Origin of the sequence: Aurantiacibacter odishensis (assembly GCF_003605195.1) — a bacterium.
GTDB classification, from domain to species: Bacteria; Pseudomonadota; Alphaproteobacteria; order Sphingomonadales; family Sphingomonadaceae; genus Alteraurantiacibacter; species Alteraurantiacibacter odishensis.
Genome location: NZ_QYOS01000025.1, coordinates 685,093 through 704,918, shown reverse-complemented (window position 1 = coordinate 704,918; position 19,826 = coordinate 685,093). Strand labels below are relative to the sequence as shown.

The window sequence follows — 19,826 nt, the reverse complement described above, 5'->3', positions numbered from 1 at the left end:
TCTTCCCGATAATAGCTCGACGGGATAACATTTTCGCGGGCCTCGCAATCGTGCAACGCTTTGATATACAGACCCTTGAGGGAGGGGCTTGCTGCGCATGATGGCGGGCCGGATTGGGCGAAATGGATCACGCACGAGATATCGATAACGTCCTGGATACGCTAACCGACAAGCAGCAGGACGTGCTGGACCTGCTGGTGCTGCACAAGACATCGAAGCAGATCGCCCGCGAACTTGGCATCTCGCCACATACCGTGGACCAGCGGGTGACGGCGGCGCGCAAAAAGTTCGGCGTTGAGACGCGTAGCGAACTCGCCGCTGCCTACATGGCCGCCACTGCCGACAGGGGCGATGCGCCATTATACGAAAGACCCGTATATCAATCCTCGCAGGTCGAAACTCTGCCGGAACCGCGCGACCAAGATGCCGGGTCCGACACGGTGCCGGACGATAGCCAGGTGCATGCCGATTCAGGCAGGCCTCCCGAAAGCACACGGCCAATCGTCCAGTACCGCGTCGTCCCGGAGTCTTTTGAGGGTCGCTACGGGTATTTCTGGCGTCTAACCGCTATCGTCGGAATTACCCTTGGCCTGCTGGTTGCAGCTTTGGTTGGATTGGCCATTTTCGGCGAACTATCCGAGCTCATGCAGTAGGCTGCCTTAGGACTCCTTCGCAGATCAAGAGGCCGCATGGCCGCAAATGGAGTTATCGAGATGGGCATGTCTCCCGACATTGCGCAGATGCGTATCACCCGCGAACTGAAAGCCGCCGAAGAGGCGCTGGACAATGCCTTGCTTCGCCAGAGCACCCTGCTTGCCACGATGATCGAGGCTCGGCGCGATACCGATGCCGGCCCCTTCGTTGGACAGGAAGCCCTGCTGCGTCTCACCAAGTCGCATCAGACGCTGGTTTCTGCCGGAAGCGACCTTGCCCGTGTCCACGCGAACCTGCTTCAGGTTCAGGGCGACGTGCTTGGTGTCGAGAAGTGCCCTCCGGGCGAGCCCATGGGCCACAAGGCCGATTTGCGCGCCGCATCCTGACCTCCCGAAAGCGATAGTGTGAACCTGTTCGTCCTCATTGTCGCTGCCACTTTCCTCGTCGTCGCTTTCGCGGCGGCGAGGGGAGATGCGCCCGAGAAATGTTGCGCCGCGATCATCGCTGCCGAGGCGATCATCGACCTGTTGCTCCAGTTCACGATCGGGCCGCGATCCTTTGTCGAATTCGACCTGAGCAGGTTACTGCTCGACCTGTTTGCGGCCAGTGCTCTCATCACTGTCGCAATGCGCGCCAACCGCCTTTACCCCTTGGCCATTGCCGCAGCGCAACTTGTCGCCGTGACCGGAAGTATCTCTGCGCTCGTGGCTCGCGATGGCTGGTCGCAGGCGTTCTGGGCGATGACGCAATTGCCGGTGCTGCTGCAACTGGCCCTCTTGCTGGGCGGAACACTAATGCACCGTTACCGCCTTTCCCGCGTCGGTCCTTACAACAGCTGGTCGCCGCTCCCTCGAACGAATGCACAGCCCGGCTGAACGGGAGCGGCCGCGAAACACGCTCGCCAAGGCATTTGCCGCTTTGCCTTCCGCCGCGCCTGTCGCTAGAGCCGGGGGCATGAAGAGAGGGTCCTTCTTGCGAATTCTGGCGGCTGGTGTGGCGTGCACGTCTCTTGCCGCGTGCGACGTCGCCGAGGACGACCGCCCCGTGACCGCTCGCGATTTTCCGCGGCCCTATCGCCCCGTGTCTGATACCGGATCGAACGCCTTCTCTACCGAGCAGATACGCGACGACCGGCAGGAAGCGCAGACCGTGATGGACCAGGCCGATATCACGCGCGGGATGACAGTGGCCGATATTGGTGCGGGCGAGGGATACTACACAGTGCGCCTGGCTGCGCGGGTAGGGGCCGATGGGCGCGTGCTGGCGCAGGATATCGACGAGGACGCGCTGCGCCGCCTGGGCAGCCGTGTGGAGCGCGAAAGGCTGGACAATGTCTCCATCGCGCTTGGCGACCCGGACGATCCCAAGCTGCCTGACGATAGCTTCGACCGCATCTTCATGGTCCACATGTACCACGAGATTGCCGAACCCTATGCCCTGCTGTGGCGCATGCGCCCCTCGCTGAGAGAAGGCGGGCAGGTCATCGTCGTGGATACCGACAGGCCGGCAGATCAGCACGGCATCAATCCACAACTACTGTTTTGCGAATTCGAACGCGTCGGCTATCGGCTCGTTCAATATGTGCGCAAGCCTCAGATTGCAGGCTATTACGCGCAGTTCGAAGTGGTGGGCGAAAGGCCCGATCCACGCGATATCGAGCCCTGCATGCAACCGGGCGATACCAACACCGAGTTCTCCCTGACGGATGAGAACACTTCTGGGGACAATGATGAGTTTCAAGGGTCTTAAGCCGATTTCCTACGGCGGCCGTGAAGTCTGGCCGCTGATCGAAGGCGGCAAGGGCGTTTCCGCCACCAACCACGCCAGTTCCGGCGCATGGGCCGCAGCCGGCGGCATCGGCACGGTCAGCGCCGTGAATGCCGACAGTTACGACAGCGATGGCAACCCCATTCCGCAGGTCTACCCGCAGGCGACCCGCACCGAACGTTTCGAGCAGCTTGTCCGCTATGCCATCGACGGCGCGACCGAGCAGGTGAAGCGCGCGCACGAGATCGCGGGCGGTAACGGCGCGATCAATATCAACGTGCTGTGGGAAATGGGCGGCGCGCAGCGCGTGCTCGAGGGTGTGCTGGAGAACTGCAAGGGCTTGGTGACGGGCGTCACCTGCGGCGCAGGGATGCCCTACAAGCTGGCCGAGATCGCCCAGCACTACAACGTCTATTACCTGCCGATCATCAGCTCGGCCCGCGCTTTCCGCGCGCTGTGGAAGCGTAGCTATTCCAAGGTGCCGGACCTGATGGCGGCGGTGGTCTACGAAGATCCGTGGCTGGCAGGCGGGCACAACGGTCTGTCAAACGCAGAAGACCCGCGCGAGCCGCAGGATCCCTATCCCCGCGTCGCGGCCCTGCGAGAGACGATGCGCAAGGAAGGCGTGTCCGAGGAAACGGCGATCGTTATGGCGGGCGGCGTCTGGTATCTGCGCGAGTGGGAAGACTGGATCGACAATCCGGAGCTTGGCAAGATCGCCTTCCAGTTCGGCACGCGGCCGCTGCTGACGAAGGAAAGCCCCATTCCCAACGTGTGGAAGGAAATGCTGCGCACGGTGGAGCCCGGCGATGTGCTGCTGCACAAGTTCTCGCCAACCGGTTTCTATTCCAGCGCGGTGAAGACGCCTTTCCTCTACGACCTGATGCACCGCTCGGAGCGGCAAATCCCGATCTTCAAGCGGGACCAGGAAGAGGGCACCATCCCGCTGATGGATCACGGCAAGGCGAAGTATTTCTACGTCCATCCCGGAGACCAGCGCAAGGCGCTGGCGTGGATGCACGAAGGCTTTACCGAAGCTCTCAAGACGCCGGACGATACCGTGGTTTTCGTGACGCCCGAAAGCGCAGACCAGATCCGTACGGACCAGGCGAATTGCATGGGCTGCCTGTCGCACTGCCAGTTCTCCAGCTGGAAGGATCACGACACGCACACCACCGGCCGCCTTGCCGACCCGCGCAGCTTCTGCATCCAGAAAACCTTGCAGGACATCGCCCACGGCGGCGATCCGGACGAGAACCTCGCCTTTGCAGGCCATGCGGCATACCGCTTCAAGACCGACCCGTTCTATTCCAACAACTACACCCCCACGGTGAAGGAACTGGTCGAGCGGATCCTGACGGGCGACTGATCCTGGCGGACGCGCACGAAGAGCCACCGCCCTTGCGCAATACCCTGCGCGAGGGGCTGGCCATTCCGCGCGTCCTGCTGAACCCGTTCCGGCTGCCGAAGGCGGGCAGGGAATTTGGCCGGGGCAGGGCAGTGATCGTCATTCCCGGCCTTGCCACTGGCGATGTTTCCACCACCCTGCTGCGGCGGACGCTGAAGGCGCGCGGCTTCAGGCCAGAGGGTTGGCGGCGCGGGCTGAACACCGGGGCCGATCCGGCGAAGCTGAAAGCGCTCGAAGCGCGGCTTGAGGATCTGCACCGCCAGACCGGCGAGAAGGTCGTCCTGATCGGGTGGAGCCTTGGCGGACTATATGCGCGGGTGCTCGCGCATCGCTCACCACAGCATGTCGGGATGGTAGTGACGGTCGCCAGCCCCTTCTCGGGCGACCGCCATGCCAATGTCGCGTGGAAGCTATACGAGGCGATCAACGATCACACGGTCGATAATCCGCCTTTCGCGGAGCAGGTTTCCGATAAGCCGCCTGTGCCGACGCTGGCAGTCTGGTCTGCCTGCGACGGTATCGTTTCGCCGCTGTGCTCGCGCGGACGGGACGAGGAGGCGGACGAGACGCTGCGGATCGACGCGCAGCATTTCGCGCTGGGAACGTCAGCTGCTGCAATCGAAAAGATACTGGCAAAGATGGCGGAAATGGACGCCGCCTAGGACTCAGGTCCAGAGCTGGAATTTCTTCAGCGCCTCGCCCAGGGCATTGTCGCCCTCGGGCCGGGAGGCGACGCGCTCCACCAGTTTCCACTTCCTGCTCACGGCAGACCTACGCCACAGGTCAGACACCCACACGGTGCCTTTCCATTCGTGCTCGCCGATCGAAGCCTCAATCTCCATCTGGCAGGCGAACAGACCGATGGAGCCGTGGCGGCGCACGTAGATGTCGCCGAAGCGGTAGGAGTGGCAGCGCAGGCGCGTGGTTGCCGCTTCCAGCCAGCTCACCCGGTCAAGCAGGGTGGCTTTCTTGCCGCCGAGGAGAAACACGAAGTCGCGCGCAGCGACTTCCTTCATCAGCTTGCGGTCGCCGCGCATCCACGCACGCATCCATTGATGTTCAAGGGTTTCGAGGCGTGCGGCAAAGGTATCCATGTCCCCTGCGCACCTAGCCGAACGGCAGCGGCGCGCAAGGGACGATCACCCGATCAGTCGAATTGCCAGCTGCGCTCGCCGTGGCTCGTCACGTCGAGACCTTGGACTTCCTCTTCCTCCGTCACGCGCATCGGGATGAACAGCGATACGCCGATGGCGATCACCGCCGTCACAACGGCGGAGAACAGGGCGACGATGGCGATGGCAAGCGCCTGCACGCCGACCATGCCGCCCATCGTCATGCCGTCGGCATAACCGGTCCCGCCAAGATCCTGCGAGAGGAACACGCCCAGCAGCAGGCTGCCCAGCATCCCGCCCACGCCGTGAACCGCGAATACATCGAGCGAATCGTCGATGGCCAGCTTGGTCTTCACCAGCTGGATTGCGTAGTAGCAGACGAGCGCGGCCAGAATGCCAAACAGGATTGCCGCACCCGGCGAGATGAAACCGGCGGCGGGCGTCACCGTCGCAAGTCCAGCGATAGCACCGGTAGCAAAGCCGACCGTGGTGGCTTTCCCGAAAGCGATTTTTTCCACCAGCGCCCACGCCAGCGCCGCAGTCGCGGCGGCGACATGGGTGTTGATGATCGCCATCGAGGCATCGTCCGTCGCGGTGAGAGCGCTGCCGCCGTTGAAGCCGAACCAGCCGACCCACAGCAGCATCGCGCCCAGCATCGTCATGCCAGGGGCGTGCGGTAGCAGGGTGGAGCCGGGGAAGCCCTGCCGCTTGCCCAGCAGCAAGGCGACGACCAGCGCCGAAGCGCCCGCCGTGGTGTGAACCACGAGGCCCCCTGCGAAATCGAGCACGCCAAGCTCGCTCATCCAGCCGCCGCCCCAGATCCAGTGGGCGACCGGCGCATAGACGAGCAGGCCCCAGATGGCAGCGAAACCGATGACCCAGCCGAAGCGCGCGCGGTCTACCCATGCGCCCACCATCAGGGCCGGGGTAATCGCAGCGAAAGTCATCTGGAAGGCCGCGAAGGTGCTTTCGGGAAGGGTGATGCCACTGCGCACGTTATCGAGATTGATCAGCATCCACTTGCCGCCATCGCCGATCCAGCCACCCGTGGTGTTGCCGAACGCGAGGGTATAGCCAACGACGATCCAGAGCACCGAAGCGATGCCCGCCACCGCGCCGACCTGCAGCAGCACGGAGAGGAAGTTCTTCGCCCGCACCAGTCCGCCGTAGAACAGGCCGAGACCCGGCAGCGTCATCAGCAGCACGAGGGCCGTCGCCGTCAGGATCCACGCGGTATCACCCGTCTCGTTCTGCGCGATGTTGGTGAGTTCCTGCGCGCGCGCCGTCTGCGGCAGGGCGGTAAGCACCGCCGCGGCGGCAAATGTGCGAAGCATAGATGTTCCCCTCGAACCCGTTCTGAAGCGGGATTGCGTCCGGCGCGCGTGTTAGGACAGATTCTTCCAATTGGGCAAGGCTTCTGTTGCGTGTTGCGGCACCCTGTTGTGGACGGCTAATCCATTGCCATGCCACGCAGCTTCCGACTCGCAGCCTGTATCACCGCTTTCCTTGCCGTTCCTGCCACAGCGCAGGACGTGGAGCTTCCCTACTGGGCGAGCATCGACGCGCCCGAAGCGAACATGCGGGTGGGCGCAGGGGAGCAGTTTCCGATCCAGTGGGTCTACAAGCGCGAGGGGCTGCCAGTGAAGGTCGTGCGGCTCATGCAGGGCTGGCGCTATGTCGAGGAGCCCGACGGCACGACTGGATGGATTTCTGCCAGCTTGCTCAGCCGCCAGCGCACCGCCATCGTGGTCGGGGATGGTCTGGCTGCGATGCGCGAGGGGCCATCGGACGATGCAGACCTGCGCTGGAATCTCGAGCCGGGGGTAGTCGGCGAGCTTGGCGATTGCGAAGCTGGTTGGTGCGAACTGGATGTGGATCGCCACATCGGGTGGGTGAGAGAGGGCCGCCTCTGGGGTGCGGGCGAGCCCTGATCGCTTCCGCCAACGAAAAAGGGCGGCCCCGAAGGACCGCCCTTTCGATTGTTCCGGGCGACCGGCGTTCAACCCTCGAAGCTGTAGCTCATGGTCTGGCCGGTAGAGTCGGTCACATCCATCATGCCGTCTTCGGCACCGGGCTGGATGTTCCAGCAGTCTTCGCCGTCGCCACCTTCAGCGGTGAGGCAGGTGCCGCGGATGTTGTCTTCCCAGGTGCCGGTTTCCACCTGTTCGCCACCCTGCATCACGGCGTAGGTTCCATCGGCGTTGAGAGCGACGGAGACTTCGGTGCCGTCCTCTGTCGTGGAGGTGTAGGTCCCGGCACTGGTGCTGGGGATCACTTCGGCAGCCGCTTCGTCGAGGCTCGCATCCTCGGCCGGTTCGTCGGCACCGCCGCCGCAAGCGGCGAGACTGGCGAGGGCGGCAACTGCGATAAGCTTCTTCATTCTTGTTTCCCTGTAACTCTTGGTATGAAATTCATCCCTCGTAACGGGCGAGGGGGCAAATGGGTCCGGTCTGGTCCGCAGCCGATCAGGCCGGGATCTCGTCGACGTGGTCTGCCAGAGTGCCATCGACCGGCATGACCGTCGAGACATCGCCTGCTTCGGACGTGGTTTCCATGCTGCCGTCTTCCTGCTTCGGGCCGTCGGTGAAACAGCTTTCCTCGTCTTCGCCTTCGACCAGGAAACAGGTCATTCCGCCTTTCATGAAGATAACGCCGCCCGTGGCATCGCCGCCTTCGGCAACGCGCGAGAATGTCATGCCGGGATGGATTTCGATGAAATCGATCTCGCCGCCGCTACGCGTCACCTGGTAGGTTCCGGGGGCGACCGCTTCGAAACCGGGCGCATCGCCTTCCAGCATGTCGCTGGCGTCGGCCGTGGCGGTTTCTGTTCCAGCTGCGTCGTCTGCCACAGGTTCTTCGCCGGCACCGTTGCAGGCGGCGAGCGCAAGTGCGGCGCTGATGGCGATTATTCTCTTCATGCTAAGGCTCCTCTTTCCTCCGTTTGTTGACATTGTCCCACGGAAATCGAGGCTTGCCAAGGGCGGACCTTGCAGCCCGCCCTGACAATTTCTTGATCAGGCGATCTCGACGGCGACTGCCGTCGCTTCGCCGCCGCCGATGCAGAGCGAGGCGATACCGCGCTTCTTGCCCTGCGTCTTGAGAGCGTTGAGCAGGGTGACGATGATGCGCGTGCCGCTGGCACCGATGGGGTGGCCCAGAGCCGTGCCGCCGCCGTTCACGTTGATCTTGTCGTGATCGATGCCGATGTCGCGCATCGCGAACATGGCGACGCAGGCGAAGGCCTCGTTCACTTCCCACAGGTCGACATCGTCAACGCTCCAGCCGGTCTGTTCGAGCAGCTTCTTGATCGCACCCACCGGCGCGATGGTGAACTCCTCGGGGGCCTGGGCGTGAGCGGTGAGGCCGTGGATGGTCGCAACCGGCGTCAGGCCCTTTGCTTCGGCCACGCTCTTGCGCGTCAGCACCACGGCAGCCGCGCCGTCGGAGATCGAAGAGGAGGTGGCGGCGGTGATGGTGCCGTCCTTGGCGAAGGCCGGACGCAAGGTTGGAATCTTGTCCGGGCGGCCCTTCGACGGTGCTTCGTCGGTATCGATGATGACCTCGCCCTTGCGGGTCTTGATCGTGATCGGAACGACCTCGTCGGCGAAGGCGCCGCTTTCGATCGCCTTGTTTGCACGGTCCAGCGAGGCGATGGAATACTCGTCCATTTCCTCACGCGTCAGCTGGTACTTGTCGGCCATGTCCTGCGCGAAAGTGCCCATGGCGCGGCCTTCCTCGTAGGCATCTTCGAGGCCGTCGAGGAACATGTGATCGTAAGCCGTATCATGGCCGAGGCGCGCGCCGCTGCGGTGCTTTTTCAGCAGGTAGGGAGCATTGGTCATGCTCTCCATCCCGCCCGACACAATCACGTCGACCGTGCCGGTGGCGAGCGCTTCTGCGCCCATGATCACGGTCTGCATGCCGCTGCCGCACACCTTGTTCACCGTGGTCGCCTGCGCCGAGAGCGGCAGGCCGGATTTTACCGCGACCTGGCGGGCAGGGGCCTGGCCGAGACCGGCGGGAAGCACGCAGCCCATGTAAACGCGGTCCACGTCCTCGCCCGCCACCCCGGAGCGATCCATCGCCGCCTTCACTGCGGTCGCGCCAAGATCGGTGGCCGAAGCGTCGGACAGCGCGCCCTGCATCGAACCCATGGGGGTACGGGCATAGGAGAGAATGACGATCGGATCGGCTTCGTTGAAAGTGGCCATGGAATGCTTGCCTCTCGTGAGATTAATTGAAAGAAACGTGTTTGGTGGGCTGTGTAGAAGGGGATTGCGACATGCGCAAGATTGTGCGCTGCAACATGATGATCGCAGCACTCACCTTCGTACTGGCTGCTTGCGCCACACCAGCCTCGTCTGAAAAACCGCCGAGCGAAGCGCGCGTTCCATGGCATCCGGTCGATGCCCGGACAGGCGCGATCACCGATGTGGCTGATCTGGAGAGCCTGGCGCAAGCCTTTCCGAATTCCTCGTCCGTCCGGCTTCGTCTGTTGAATGCATATGTCGCTTCCGGTCAAAACGCGCAGGCAACAGTGGTGGCAGAGGGACTGGTGCTGGACGGTTACGCTTTCTCGCCCGGTGCGATGGATTACCTCAAAGGGCTGTTTGCCACCGGATCGGTGCCCTCTTGGTTCGTCATGAACGATGAAAATGCCGCGCCGCTGCCCGCCAGCGAGATCGTGGCCACCATTCCTGAAAAAGCCAAGTTGCCCGAAGGCTTGTCGGTTGTTGCCGATGGTCTCTTCGCAGTCACGACTGTCGTTTCGCGAGAACTCTGGCTCCGTGGCGAAGAGTCCTGGTCTGCGGTACCCTTGCCGGATGCCGGAAACCTCAGCGGCATAGCGAGCGATGCAAGCGGCCTTGTCGTGGCATCGGCGGACCTCGGGATGGTTCCTCCGGGAGAAGAAGCCTTCTCCGGCCTCATCGCGATGGAAGAACGGAACTATGCCGTTTCGATGCCCGCTCCGGAGGGCGTGAACTTGTCAGACCTGACATTTGTCCGCGACCAGACCATCTACGCCAGCGATCCCGCTGGTGGTGGGGTCTACAGGTCGGAGGCCATAGGATCGGCTCTCACGGCTCTCGTGCCGCCGGGCACCTTGCGCTCGCCACAGGGGATTGCGCCCAGCGAAGACGGGGCGCGGCTCTACGTCAGCGACTATCGTTATGGGCTGGCGGCGATTGACAGCGCGACGGGGCAGGTGTCGAGGCTCACCGCCGATACACCGATGCTGTTGGACGGGATCGACGGTCTCTGGCTGCACGAAGGCGAGTTGATTGCCATCCAGAACGGTCTCAGCCCCAGGCGGATCGTGGCCCTGCGCCTGTCCGAGGACGGCAATCGCATAACCGGGATGCGCGTGCTGGAACGGGCCAATCCCGACTGGACCGAGCCGCTTGGCGGCGACATTCACGAAGGCGCGCTATATTATATAGGGAACGGCAGTTGGGACCTGTTCGAGGAGGGCGGCACGCTGAAGGAAGGTGCGGAACTGCGCCCCACGCACATTCGCCGACTTGAGCTGAGGGAGAAACCCACGGATTAGCGGGCCATAGGGCGCTCGACTGCCTTGCATCGCGGCCTTCCATTGCCTAGACGCGCCCACGAAACCCCGCAGCAACCTGTCGAGTCTGTCTTGGTCGATCTCAGCCAGTATTTCCCCATCCTGCTTTTCCTCGCCATCGCGGCGGGGCTTTCGGCAGCCTTCGTGTTCCTCCCCATGGGCGTCTCCCGCCTTACGGGCGCGCACAAGCCGCAGGCCGAGAAGTTGACCGAGTACGAATGCGGCTTCCCCGCGTTCGAGGATCCGCGCAGCCAGTTCGACGTGAAGTTCTACCTGGTCGCGATCAGCTTCCTGCTGTTCGATCTGGAAGCGTCGTTCCTGTTCCCCTGGGCCGTCAGCCTCGATCACACGGGCTGGGCTGGCTGGATCGGAATGATGATGTTCCTCGGCATCCTTGCCATCGGGCTCGCCTATGAATGGAAGAAGGGAGCTCTGGACTGGCAATGAGCACTCGCGACGAACCTGCACTCTATCCGCCGTACCAGGATACGGTGGCCGACTCCGCCAATCCGGCGCTGCACGACTTGCCGACCGCGAAGGGTGGCGACGTGAAGCAACCCGATGCGGAATACTTCAATGCTCTGCAGACCGAGGTGAACGACAAGGGCTTCCTCGTCACCAGCACCGAGGACCTGTTCCAGTGGGCACGCACCGGCTCGCTGTGGTGGATGACTTTCGGTCTCGCCTGCTGCGCGGTCGAGATGATCCACGTCAACATGCCGCGCTACGACATGGAGCGCTTCGGCGTCGCCCCGCGCGCCAGCCCGCGCCAGTCGGACGTGATGATCGTGGCAGGCACACTGTGTAACAAGATGGCGCCTGCGCTACGCCGCGTTTACGACCAGATGTCGGAGCCGAAGTACGTGATCTCGATGGGCAGCTGCGCCAACGGTGGCGGCTACTATCACTACAGCTACTCTGTTGTGCGCGGATGCGACCGCATCGTGCCTGTCGACATCTATATCCCCGGCTGTCCTCCGACTGCCGAGGCGCTGCTTTACGGCGTGATGCAGTTGCAGCGGAAGATCCGCCGCATCGGCACGATCGAGCGTTGAGGGAGGCAAGCTGATGGCAAAAGTCCTGCATTCCGCCCCGCGCTATGCCACCAACGAAGGTGTGCGCGATGCCCTGTGCGCCGCGCTCGGCTCCATGGTGGTCGACAGCATCGAGGAATTCGGTGAGATCGTGATCACGGTGAAGCGCGAGAGCATCGAAGATGCCCTGCGCCTGCTGCGTGACGAGCATGCCTACCAGCAGCTGATGGAAATCGCCGGGGCCGACTATCCGAGCCGTCCCGAGCGGTTCGAAGTCGTCTACATGCTGCTCAGTCTCACCAAGAACCACCGCGTCATGGTGAAGGTTTCGACCGACGAAGCAACGCCTGTGCCCACCGTCACCACGCTGTGGCCAGTCGCCGGGTGGCTCGAACGCGAAGTGTTCGACATGTATGGCGTCATGTTCGACGGGAACACGGACCTGCGCCGCATCCTGACGGACTACGGCTTCGAGGGGCATCCCTTCCGGAAGGACTTCCCGCTGACGGGCTACACCGAGCTGCGCTATTCCGAAGAGGAGAAGCGCGTGGTGTACGAGCCTGTCGAACTCGCGCAGGATTTCCGCAGCTTCGACTTCACCTCCCCATGGGAAGGCGCGGACTACGTGCTGCCCGGTGACGAAAAGGCGGACGTGCCGCCGGTCGACGACCCGAAGGTCACGGAAAAGCCCAGCGACACCGGCGCCGGTGCCAAGGCCGATGAAAAGGCCGAGGAAAAGGTGAGCGCGGGTGCTCCTGCCGAGGAGGACACCGGTATCGACACCGAGGCGCCCGAAACCACCGAGGACCAGCCCGACCGCAAGGCGAGCGAGGGTGACGTGCACGATACCAAGGGCGCGACCAAGCCGGAGGACAAGGAATGAGCGGTCTCACTTACGAGCAATCGCCGACCACCGAAGGCGAGGAAATCTCGAACTACACCATCAACTTCGGCCCGCAGCACCCCGCGGCGCACGGCGTGCTGCGCATGGTGATGGAGCTGGACGGCGAGATCATCGAGCGTATCGATCCGCACGTCGGCCTGCTGCATCGCGGCACCGAAAAGCTGATCGAATACAAGACCTACCTGCAGGCCCTGCCGTACTTCGACCGGCTCGACTACTGTTCGCCGCTGGCGCAGGAATACAGCTACGTCCTCGCCATCGAGAAGCTGCTGAATGTCGAGGTGCCCGAGCGCGCCCAGTACCTGCGCGTGCTGTTCGCCGAGCTGACCCGCATCTGCAACCACATGCTCAACATCGGCGCGCACGTGATGGACGTGGGCGCGATGACGCCGAATCTGTGGGTTTTCGAGCTCCGTGAGGATTGCTTGAACTTCTTCGAACGTGCGTCCGGCGCCCGCATGCACTCTGCATGGTTCCGTCCCGGCGGCGTGCACCAGGACGTGCCGCTTAAGCTGCTGACCGATATCGGCGACTGGGTGGACGGGCGCCTGCCCGAACTGTTCGGCGACGCGATGAGTCTTGTCACCGACAACCGCATCTTCAAGCAGCGCAACGTCGATATCGCCGTTGTCAGCAAGGAAGATGCGGTGAAATGGGGCTTCTCCGGCCCGATGATCCGCGCTGCCGGCATTCCGTGGGACCTGCGCAAATCGCAGCCCTACGACGTGTATGACCGGATGGACTTCGAAATTCCCGTCGGCACGAACTCGGACTGCTACGATCGCTTCATGGTGCGCGTGAAGGAAGTTTACGAGAGCGCCAAGATCATCAAGCAGTGCCTGGCGGAAATGCCCGAAGGCCCGATTGCTTCCGAAGACCGCAAGGTCTCGCCGCCCAAGCGCGCCGAAATGAAGCAGTCGATGGAAGCGCTGATCCACCACTTCAAGCTCTATACCGAGGGCTTCCACGTGCCCGCTGGCGAAGTCTACGTCGCAACCGAAAGCCCCAAGGGCGAATTCGGCGTCTATCTGGTCAGCGACGGGTCGAACAAACCCTACCGCTGCAAGATTCGCCCGACGGCGTTCTCGCACCTGCAGGCGATGGACTTCATGTCGAAGGGCCACATGCTGCCGGATGCGACCGCCATTCTCGGGGCGATCGACGTGGTGTTCGGGGAGTGTGACCGGTGATCTGGCGCGAACTCTTCATCTTCGTCGCCGCGTTCGCGGCGTTTGCTTCGGCTGTTGCCGCGTATCTCGCGGCGTTTCACGGCGAAGCGAGCCTGAAGGAAGTGCTTTCCACCGCCTTTGCCGCGGTGATCGGCCTCTATGCGGGCCGTTATCTGGAACGGAGGCTGGCACATGGCCGCTCGTAAGATCGCTGCCGACACCCCCGAACTGCGCGCGCAGTGGGGAGGTTGGACTTTCACGGATGCCAACCGTGAAAAGGCCGACTGGCACATCAAGAAGTATCCCGAAGGCCGCCAGAAAAGCGCGGTGATGCCGCTGCTCGACCTGGCCCAGCGCCAAGTTGGCGAGGAAACGCAGACGCAAGGCTGGCTGCCGCTGCCGGTGATGGAATACATCGCCGACTACCTCGACATGCCGGTGATCCGCGTGCTCGAGGTGGCGACCTTCTACACCATGTATAACCTCGAACCCGTGGGCAAATTCCACGTTCAAGTCTGCGGCACCACGCCGTGCATGCTGCGCGGGTCGGACGACCTGATCGAAGCGTGCAAGAAGCGCGGCATGAAGGCAGGCCACGTCTCCGACGATGGCCTTTGGTCCTTCACCGAGGTGGAGTGCATGGGCAACTGCGCCACTGCGCCGATGGTGCAGATCAACGACGACAACTATGAAGACCTGACCGCAGAGCGGCTCGACAAGGTCCTCGACGCGCTGGCCGCGGGCGAGCAGCCCAAGACCGGCACGCAAGAGCCGGGTCGCCACACGAGCGAACCTGCTGGCGGTCCGACTAGCCTCAAGGAAATGGTCGACGCCAACCACGATTACCGGAGCGAGTGGTAATCATGGGGCTCAACGTCTTTGGCATCCTCGGGCTGGTGTTCCTGTTCATCGCTGCCGGTAACTTCATCGGCGGCGAGGGTTCGCGTGGCTCGTCGTTCCTGGCGTTGGGTATCGTCTTTCTCGTCTTCTTCGGCCTGAAGAAGAAGCGCGGTTCCGCTGCGGAGGATGCCGAATGATCGAGCAGATCATCCCCATCCTCATCGCCGTCGTGCTGATCGCTCTGGCGTGGAAGGTGTTGAAAGGCATCGTGAAAACCGTTGCGCTGGTGGTGATCCTGGCGGCGGTTGCGGTGTGGGTGTTCGGCGGAGGGCTGGGCGCATGATCGACAAGCTCGTCCTGCGCCAGATTTCCCGCGTCGGCCTTGCTGCCGGAAGCCTCGGCTTCATCGTGGGCGGCGTTCTGATTTGGCTCGGCATGGATACGCTGGGCGATGGTTTGATGATTTTCGGCGGAGTGGCCTTGCTGGTCTTCGCCTTGTTGCTGGCGAAAACGCCGACAGGAGACAAAGATGCTGGCTGACAAGGATCGCATCTTCACCAACGTCTATGGCTTCCAGGACTGGGGGCTGAAAGCCGCGCAGAAGCGTGGTGACTGGGACAATACGAAAGACCTGATCGCCAAGGGGCAGGACTCGATCATCGACGAGATCAAGGCCTCGGGCCTGCGCGGTCGCGGCGGCGCGGGCTTCCCCACCGGGATGAAGTGGTCCTTCATGCCCAAAGAGAGCAAGGACGGTCGCCCGTCCTTCCTGGTCATCAACGCCGATGAATCCGAGCCGGGTTCGTGCAAGGATCGCGAGATCATTCGCCACGATCCGCACAAGCTTATCGAAGGCGCGCTGGTCGCCGGTTTCGCCATGCGGGCGAGGGCGGCCTACATCTACATTCGCGGCGAATACATCCGCGAGGCCGAAACGCTCCAGGCCGCGATCGACGAGGCCTACGACGCAGGGCTGATCGGCAAGAACGCCAGCGGTTCTGGCTACGATTTCGACGTGTTCATGCACCGCGGCGCGGGCGCTTACATCTGCGGGGAAGAAACCGCGATGATCGAGAGCCTCGAAGGCAAGAAGGGCCAGCCCCGCCTGAAGCCGCCGTTCCCGGCCGGCGCGGGCCTCTACGGCTGCCCGACCACGGTGAACAACGTTGAGTCGATCGCGGTGGTGCCCACCATCCTGCGTCGCGGCGGCGAATGGTTCGCCAGCTTCGGGCGCGAGAACAACAAGGGCACCAAGCTCTTCCAGATCAGCGGCCACGTGAACAATCCGTGCGTCGTCGAAGAAGCGATGAGCATCACCTTCGAGGAGCTGATCGACAAGCACTGCGGCGGCATTCGCGGCGGGTGGGACAACCTGCTGGCCGTGATCCCCGGTGGTTCGTCCGTACCGCTGGTGCCCGGTGAGCAGATCCGCAATGCGCACATGGATTTCGACGGGCTGAAGGAACTGGGCTCCGGCCTCGGCACGGCGGGCGTGATCGTGATGGACAAGTCCACCGACATCGTGCGCGCCATCAGCCGCATCAGCTATTTCTACAAGCACGAAAGCTGCGGCCAGTGCACCCCCTGCCGTGAAGGCACGGGCTGGATGTGGCGCGTGATGGAACGGCTGCGCGTTGGCGAGAGCAGCCCGCGTGAAATCGACATGCTCTACGAAGTCACCAAGCAGGTGGAAGGCCACACGATCTGCGCCTTGGGCGATGCCGCCGCATGGCCTATCCAAGGCCTGCTCAAGCACTTCCGCCCCGAACTCGAGCGCCGCATTGCCGCGCGTGAAAATGCCATGCCAGAGGCTGCTGAATAATGCCTAAAGTCAAAGTAGACGGACAGGAAATCGAGGTTCCGGACGGCGCGACCGTCCTTCAGGCCTGTGAACTCGCAGGCAAGGAAATCCCGCGTTTCTGCTATCACGAGCGCCTGAGCATCGCGGGCAACTGCCGCATGTGTCTGGTGGAAGTGAAGCCGGGGCCGCCCAAGCCGCAGGCGAGTTGCGCGCTGCCCGCCACCGAGGGCCAGGAAATCCGCACCGACAGCGAGATGGTGAAGACCGCGCGCGAAGGCGTGATGGAATTCCTGCTGATCAACCACCCGCTCGATTGCCCGATCTGCGATCAGGGCGGCGAATGCGACCTGCAGGACCAGGCCATGGCCTATGGTCGCGGGGCGACGCGCTATCACGAGAACAAGCGCGCGGTGACCGAGAAGTACATGGGCCCGCTGATCAAGACGATCATGACCCGCTGCATCCACTGCACCCGCTGCGTCCGCTTCTCCGAGGAGATCGCCGGGGTGGACGAAATCGGCGCACTCTATCGCGGCGAGGACATGCAGATCACCACCTACCTCGAGCAGGCGGCGAAACACGAGCTGTCGGCCAACGTGATCGACCTGTGTCCGGTCGGCGCGCTCACCAGCGGCCCCTATGCTTACGAAAGCCGCCCTTGGGAGCTGAAGAAGACGCTGGGCATCGACGTGTCCGACGCCGTCGGCTCCAACATCCGGATCGACAGCCGCGGTCGCGAAGTGCTCCGCGTCCTGCCGCGCATCAACGATGATGTGAACGAGGAGTGGATTTCCGACAAGGCGCGTTATCAGGTCGACGGCCTTGTACGCCGCCGTCTCGACAAGGTGTGGATCCGCAAGCGCGGGAAACTCGAAGCCGCTTCGTGGGAAGACGCCTTCAAGAAAATCGCCGCCGCCAAGCCGGGCAAAAGCATCGCCGCCGTCGCTGGCGACCTGCTCGACTGCGAAACGATGTTCGCGGCCAAGGCCCTGCTGAAGGCGAGCGGTTCCAACCTGATGGAAAGCCGCCAGACCGGCATGGACTACGACGTGTCCAACCTCGCGGCGGTCAACTTCAACAGCACCTTTGCCGGGATCGAGGAAGCACAGGCCGTGCTGATCGTCGGCAGTCAGGTTCGCTGGGAAGCCCCGCTTATCAACGTGCGCCTGCGCAAGGCCGTGAAGCGCGGAGCCAAGGTGTTCGTGGTCGGCCCCGAGTGGGATACCACCTATCCGGCAGAGTTCCTTGGCGACGACGCATCCGTCCTTGCCAAGCTGCCGCAGCACGTTCGCGATGCTTTTGATGGCAAGGACAACACCGCCGTCATCCTCGGCGCTGGCGGCTTTGCCGCCGGTGCGCACGGAGCGGCGATGGCAGCTGCCAGTTCGCTGGGCGCAACCTTCAACGCTCTGCACACTGCGGCTGCCCGCATGGGCGCGCTGATGCTGGGCTTTGCCAGCAAGGGCGGCATTGCCGATCTCGCGTCGGCCAAGCCCAAGGTGGTGCTGGCGCTGGGCGCGGACGAAGTGGACTGGAGCCAATTCGATGGCTCGCTGAAAGTCTACATCGGCCACCACGGTGACAAGGGCGCACACGCTGCCGACATTATCCTGCCCGCCTCCGCCTACACGGAAAAGGCCGGCACCTACGTCAACACGGAGGGCCGCGTGCAGATGTCCGATAAGGCCGTGTTCGCTCCCGGCGATGCGCGCGAGGACTGGACGATCCTGCGCGCACTGGCCGATGCGCTGGGCGTTTCCGTTGGCTTCGACAGCTTCGACGAGCTTCGCGCCGCCATGGCTGCCGAAGTGCCCGCGCTGGGCGTGGAGGGCCTGGCCGATTACGGGGTGATGCCCGCATCGACCGATGGCTCGAGCGCCAGCGGCACGATCGGCTACCCGATCAAGGACTTCTACCTCACCAATCCCATCGCGCGCGCCAGCGTGGTGATGCAGCGCTGTTCGGACGAACTGCTTCACGGTGACGAGATCAAGGAGGCCGCGGAATGACCGACTTCTTCATCTCGCTGGGCATGGACGCAGGCTGGGCGTTCTTCGTCGCCTCTCTTGCGGGTGTGTTGCTGATCGCTTTCCCGCTGATGCTGGCCGTGGCCATCGTCATCTATTGCGACCGCAAAATTTGGGCAGCGATCAACCTGCGCCGAGGCCCCAACGTTGTCGGCCCCTTCGGCATCCTGCAAAGTTTTGCGGACGGCCTGAAGGTGTTCTTGCAGGAAACGATCATCCCCTCGGCGTCCAACAAGGGCATTTTCATCCTTGCGCCGATCATCACTTTCACCGTGGCGCTGCTCGCCTGGGCGGTGATCCCGTTCGATGCGGGCGTGGTGCTGGCGGATATCAACGTCGGCCTGCTCTACATCCTGGCGATCTCGTCTCTGTCGGTATACGGCGTGACGATGGCGGGCTGGGCATCGAACTCGAAGTATCCCTTCTTCTCCGCCATGCGCGCCGCCGCGCAGATGATCTCGTATGAAGTCTCGATCGGCTTCATTCTCGTTTGCGTGGTGCTCTATGCCGGCACGTTCAACCTGACCGGCATTGTCGAGGCGCAGCGCGGACACGGGCTCGGCATCGTCAACGGCTACTGGTTCAACATCCTGCTCTTCCCGATGTGGGTGATGTTCTTCATCTCCGCGCTGGCGGAAACGCAGCGCGTGCCGTTCGACCTGACCGAAGCGGAAAGCGAGCTGGTGGCCGGTTACCAAACCGAATACAGCTCGATGGCCTTCGCGCTGTTCTGGCTGGGTGAGTACGCCAACATCCTGCTGATGTGCGCGCTCAACACGCTGCTGTTCTTCGGTGGCTGGCTGCCGCCGGTGGACTGGGAGCCGCTCTACGCAGTGCCGGGCTTCATCTGGTTCTTCGCGAAGACGTTCTTCTTCTTCTTCATGTTCAGCTGGGTGATGGCGACCGTTCCGCGCTACCGCTACGACCAGCTGATGCGCCTTGGCTGGAAGGTGTTCCTGCCGCTCAGCCTGGTGTTCGTTTTCCTGATTTCCGGTTGGCTGATGCTGACCCGCTATGGAGGTGCCGCATGAGCGTCGCCCATCTCATCAAGTCGTTCACCCTGTGGGAATTCGTGAAGGCGCACGCCCTTACGCTGAAGTATTTCTTCAAGCCCAAGGTGACGATCAACTATCCGTTCGAGAAGAACGCTCTCAGCCCGCGTTTCCGGGGTGAGCACGCGCTGCGCCGCTATCCGAACGGCGAAGAACGCTGCATTGCCTGCAAGCTGTGCGAGGCCGTGTGCCCCGCGCAGGCGATCACCATCGAGAGCGAGCCGCGTTCGGACGGCAGCCGCCGCACCACGCGCTACGACATCGACATGACCAAGTGCATCTACTGCGGCTTCTGCCAGGAAGCCTGCCCGGTGGATGCCGTGGTGGAGGGGCCGAACTTTGAATACGCGACCGAAACCCGCGAGGAACTGCTCTACGACAAGGCAAAACTGCTGGCGAACGGGGACAAGTGGGAGCGGGCCATTGCCGCGAACCTTGAAGCCGATGCGCCGTATCGTTAAGCGCGCCGCAAGACTCGCCAAGAGCTAA

The 19,826-nt window shown here is 63.0% G+C and carries 26 protein-coding genes; 21 read left to right on the top strand and 5 right to left on the bottom strand.

The features are described 5' to 3' along the window. The first annotated feature begins 122 nt into the window (after nucleotides 1-122). The 6 genes from D4Q51_RS15355 (at nucleotide 123) to D4Q51_RS15330 (ending at nucleotide 4,491) form a co-directional block, all read left to right on the top strand. On the top strand, nucleotides 123-653 hold the full coding sequence (locus D4Q51_RS15355; protein ID WP_120078684.1) for a helix-turn-helix transcriptional regulator: 531 nt from the start codon (nucleotides 123-125) through the stop codon (nucleotides 651-653). A gap of 36 nt (nucleotides 654-689) precedes the next feature. Next, nucleotides 690-1,040, top strand: a complete 351-nt coding sequence (locus D4Q51_RS15350) for a hypothetical protein (RefSeq protein ID WP_162925359.1) — start codon at nucleotides 690-692, stop codon at nucleotides 1,038-1,040. Between the two features lie 18 nt (nucleotides 1,041-1,058). Next, nucleotides 1,059-1,529, top strand: a complete 471-nt coding sequence (locus tag D4Q51_RS15345; protein ID WP_120078682.1) for a hypothetical protein — start codon at nucleotides 1,059-1,061, stop codon at nucleotides 1,527-1,529. A gap of 79 nt (nucleotides 1,530-1,608) precedes the next feature. Continuing rightward, complete coding sequence (locus D4Q51_RS15340) at nucleotides 1,609-2,403, top strand: class I SAM-dependent methyltransferase (protein ID WP_120078681.1); 795 nt, start codon at nucleotides 1,609-1,611, stop codon at nucleotides 2,401-2,403. Continuing rightward, entirely contained in the window at nucleotides 2,384-3,790 is a 1,407-nt protein-coding gene (locus D4Q51_RS15335; RefSeq protein ID WP_120078795.1) for an NAD(P)H-dependent flavin oxidoreductase, read from the top strand. Before D4Q51_RS15340 ends, D4Q51_RS15335 begins: the two co-directional genes overlap by 20 nt. Before the next feature lie 32 nt (nucleotides 3,791-3,822). Continuing rightward, complete coding sequence (locus D4Q51_RS15330; RefSeq protein ID WP_120078680.1) at nucleotides 3,823-4,491, top strand: alpha/beta hydrolase family protein; 669 nt, start codon at nucleotides 3,823-3,825, stop codon at nucleotides 4,489-4,491. Between the two features lie 3 nt (nucleotides 4,492-4,494). Here D4Q51_RS15330 and D4Q51_RS15325 read toward each other — a convergent pair whose 3' ends face one another. Together D4Q51_RS15325 and D4Q51_RS15320 are read right to left on the bottom strand one after the other, a co-directional pair. Then, nucleotides 4,495-4,923: a nuclear transport factor 2 family protein gene (locus D4Q51_RS15325; protein ID WP_120078679.1), complete on the bottom strand. Its 429-nt coding sequence runs from the start codon at nucleotides 4,921-4,923 to the stop codon at nucleotides 4,495-4,497. Between the two features lie 53 nt (nucleotides 4,924-4,976). After that, nucleotides 4,977-6,275, bottom strand: coding sequence for an ammonium transporter (locus D4Q51_RS15320; protein ID WP_120078678.1), 1,299 nt, complete (start codon nucleotides 6,273-6,275; stop codon nucleotides 4,977-4,979). A gap of 129 nt (nucleotides 6,276-6,404) precedes the next feature. Between D4Q51_RS15320 and D4Q51_RS15315 the strand changes: the two genes are divergently transcribed. Next, on the top strand, nucleotides 6,405-6,872 hold the full coding sequence (locus D4Q51_RS15315; RefSeq protein WP_120078677.1) for an SH3 domain-containing protein: 468 nt from the start codon (nucleotides 6,405-6,407) through the stop codon (nucleotides 6,870-6,872). A gap of 68 nt (nucleotides 6,873-6,940) precedes the next feature. Here D4Q51_RS15315 and D4Q51_RS15310 read toward each other — a convergent pair whose 3' ends face one another. The 3 genes from D4Q51_RS15310 to D4Q51_RS15300 form a co-directional block, all read right to left on the bottom strand. Next, nucleotides 6,941-7,321 (bottom strand): hypothetical protein, encoded by a 381-nt coding sequence (locus D4Q51_RS15310; protein ID WP_120078676.1) that lies wholly within the window; start codon nucleotides 7,319-7,321, stop codon nucleotides 6,941-6,943. An 85-nt stretch (nucleotides 7,322-7,406) separates the two neighbouring features. Next, complete coding sequence (locus tag D4Q51_RS15305) at nucleotides 7,407-7,859, bottom strand: hypothetical protein (protein ID WP_120078675.1); 453 nt, start codon at nucleotides 7,857-7,859, stop codon at nucleotides 7,407-7,409. Between the two features lie 96 nt (nucleotides 7,860-7,955). Further along, nucleotides 7,956-9,152, bottom strand: a complete 1,197-nt coding sequence (locus tag D4Q51_RS15300) for a thiolase family protein (RefSeq protein ID WP_120078674.1) — start codon at nucleotides 9,150-9,152, stop codon at nucleotides 7,956-7,958. 71 nt (nucleotides 9,153-9,223) lie between these two features. Here D4Q51_RS15300 and D4Q51_RS15295 point away from each other — a divergent pair, with 71 nt between their 5' ends. The 14 genes from D4Q51_RS15295 to nuoI all read left to right on the top strand — a co-directional run bounded on the left by D4Q51_RS15295 (nucleotide 9,224) and on the right by nuoI (nucleotide 19,798). Beyond that, nucleotides 9,224-10,492, top strand: a complete 1,269-nt coding sequence (locus tag D4Q51_RS15295) for an SMP-30/gluconolactonase/LRE family protein (protein WP_120078673.1) — start codon at nucleotides 9,224-9,226, stop codon at nucleotides 10,490-10,492. Nucleotides 10,493-10,582: 90 nt separating this feature from the next. Beyond that, a complete protein-coding gene (ndhC, locus tag D4Q51_RS15290) occupies nucleotides 10,583-10,957 on the top strand; it encodes an NADH-quinone oxidoreductase subunit A (protein ID WP_120078672.1) in 375 nt (124 codons plus the stop codon). Further along, nucleotides 10,954-11,565, top strand: a complete 612-nt coding sequence (locus D4Q51_RS15285; RefSeq protein ID WP_240624798.1) for a NuoB/complex I 20 kDa subunit family protein — start codon at nucleotides 10,954-10,956, stop codon at nucleotides 11,563-11,565. The genes ndhC and D4Q51_RS15285 overlap by 4 nt, the downstream gene beginning before the upstream one ends. A 13-nt stretch (nucleotides 11,566-11,578) precedes the next feature. Next, nucleotides 11,579-12,427 (top strand): NADH-quinone oxidoreductase subunit C, encoded by an 849-nt coding sequence (locus tag D4Q51_RS15280; protein WP_120078671.1) that lies wholly within the window; start codon nucleotides 11,579-11,581, stop codon nucleotides 12,425-12,427. Continuing rightward, entirely contained in the window at nucleotides 12,424-13,638 is a 1,215-nt protein-coding gene (locus tag D4Q51_RS15275) for an NADH-quinone oxidoreductase subunit D (RefSeq protein WP_120078670.1), read from the top strand. Before D4Q51_RS15280 ends, D4Q51_RS15275 begins: the two co-directional genes overlap by 4 nt. After that, nucleotides 13,635-13,823: a hypothetical protein gene (locus D4Q51_RS15270; RefSeq protein WP_120078669.1), complete on the top strand. Its 189-nt coding sequence runs from the start codon at nucleotides 13,635-13,637 to the stop codon at nucleotides 13,821-13,823. Before D4Q51_RS15275 ends, D4Q51_RS15270 begins: the two co-directional genes overlap by 4 nt. Continuing rightward, nucleotides 13,810-14,478: an NADH-quinone oxidoreductase subunit NuoE gene (gene nuoE / locus D4Q51_RS15265; protein WP_120078668.1), complete on the top strand. Its 669-nt coding sequence runs from the start codon at nucleotides 13,810-13,812 to the stop codon at nucleotides 14,476-14,478. Before D4Q51_RS15270 ends, nuoE begins: the two co-directional genes overlap by 14 nt. A 2-nt stretch (nucleotides 14,479-14,480) precedes the next feature. Continuing rightward, on the top strand, nucleotides 14,481-14,654 hold the full coding sequence (locus tag D4Q51_RS15820; RefSeq protein ID WP_162925358.1) for a hypothetical protein: 174 nt from the start codon (nucleotides 14,481-14,483) through the stop codon (nucleotides 14,652-14,654). Next, complete coding sequence (locus D4Q51_RS15815; protein ID WP_162925357.1) at nucleotides 14,651-14,800, top strand: hypothetical protein; 150 nt, start codon at nucleotides 14,651-14,653, stop codon at nucleotides 14,798-14,800. The genes D4Q51_RS15820 and D4Q51_RS15815 overlap by 4 nt, the downstream gene beginning before the upstream one ends. After that, nucleotides 14,797-14,997, top strand: a complete 201-nt coding sequence (locus D4Q51_RS15260) for a hypothetical protein (RefSeq protein WP_120078667.1) — start codon at nucleotides 14,797-14,799, stop codon at nucleotides 14,995-14,997. Before D4Q51_RS15815 ends, D4Q51_RS15260 begins: the two co-directional genes overlap by 4 nt. Beyond that, on the top strand, nucleotides 14,987-16,279 hold the full coding sequence (nuoF, locus tag D4Q51_RS15255) for an NADH-quinone oxidoreductase subunit NuoF (protein WP_120078666.1): 1,293 nt from the start codon (nucleotides 14,987-14,989) through the stop codon (nucleotides 16,277-16,279). Before D4Q51_RS15260 ends, nuoF begins: the two co-directional genes overlap by 11 nt. Continuing rightward, nucleotides 16,279-18,267 carry an NADH-quinone oxidoreductase subunit NuoG gene (nuoG, locus tag D4Q51_RS15250; protein ID WP_120078665.1) on the top strand — a complete coding sequence of 663 codons (1,989 nt, stop codon included), beginning with the start codon at nucleotides 16,279-16,281 and terminating at the stop codon, nucleotides 18,265-18,267. Before nuoF ends, nuoG begins: the two co-directional genes overlap by 1 nt. Beyond that, entirely contained in the window at nucleotides 18,264-19,316 is a 1,053-nt protein-coding gene (nuoH, locus tag D4Q51_RS15245; RefSeq protein WP_120078664.1) for an NADH-quinone oxidoreductase subunit NuoH, read from the top strand. The genes nuoG and nuoH overlap by 4 nt, the downstream gene beginning before the upstream one ends. Next, a complete protein-coding gene (gene nuoI / locus D4Q51_RS15240) occupies nucleotides 19,313-19,798 on the top strand; it encodes an NADH-quinone oxidoreductase subunit NuoI (RefSeq protein ID WP_120078663.1) in 486 nt (161 codons plus the stop codon). Before nuoH ends, nuoI begins: the two co-directional genes overlap by 4 nt. Nucleotides 19,799-19,826: the final 28 nt, after the last annotated feature.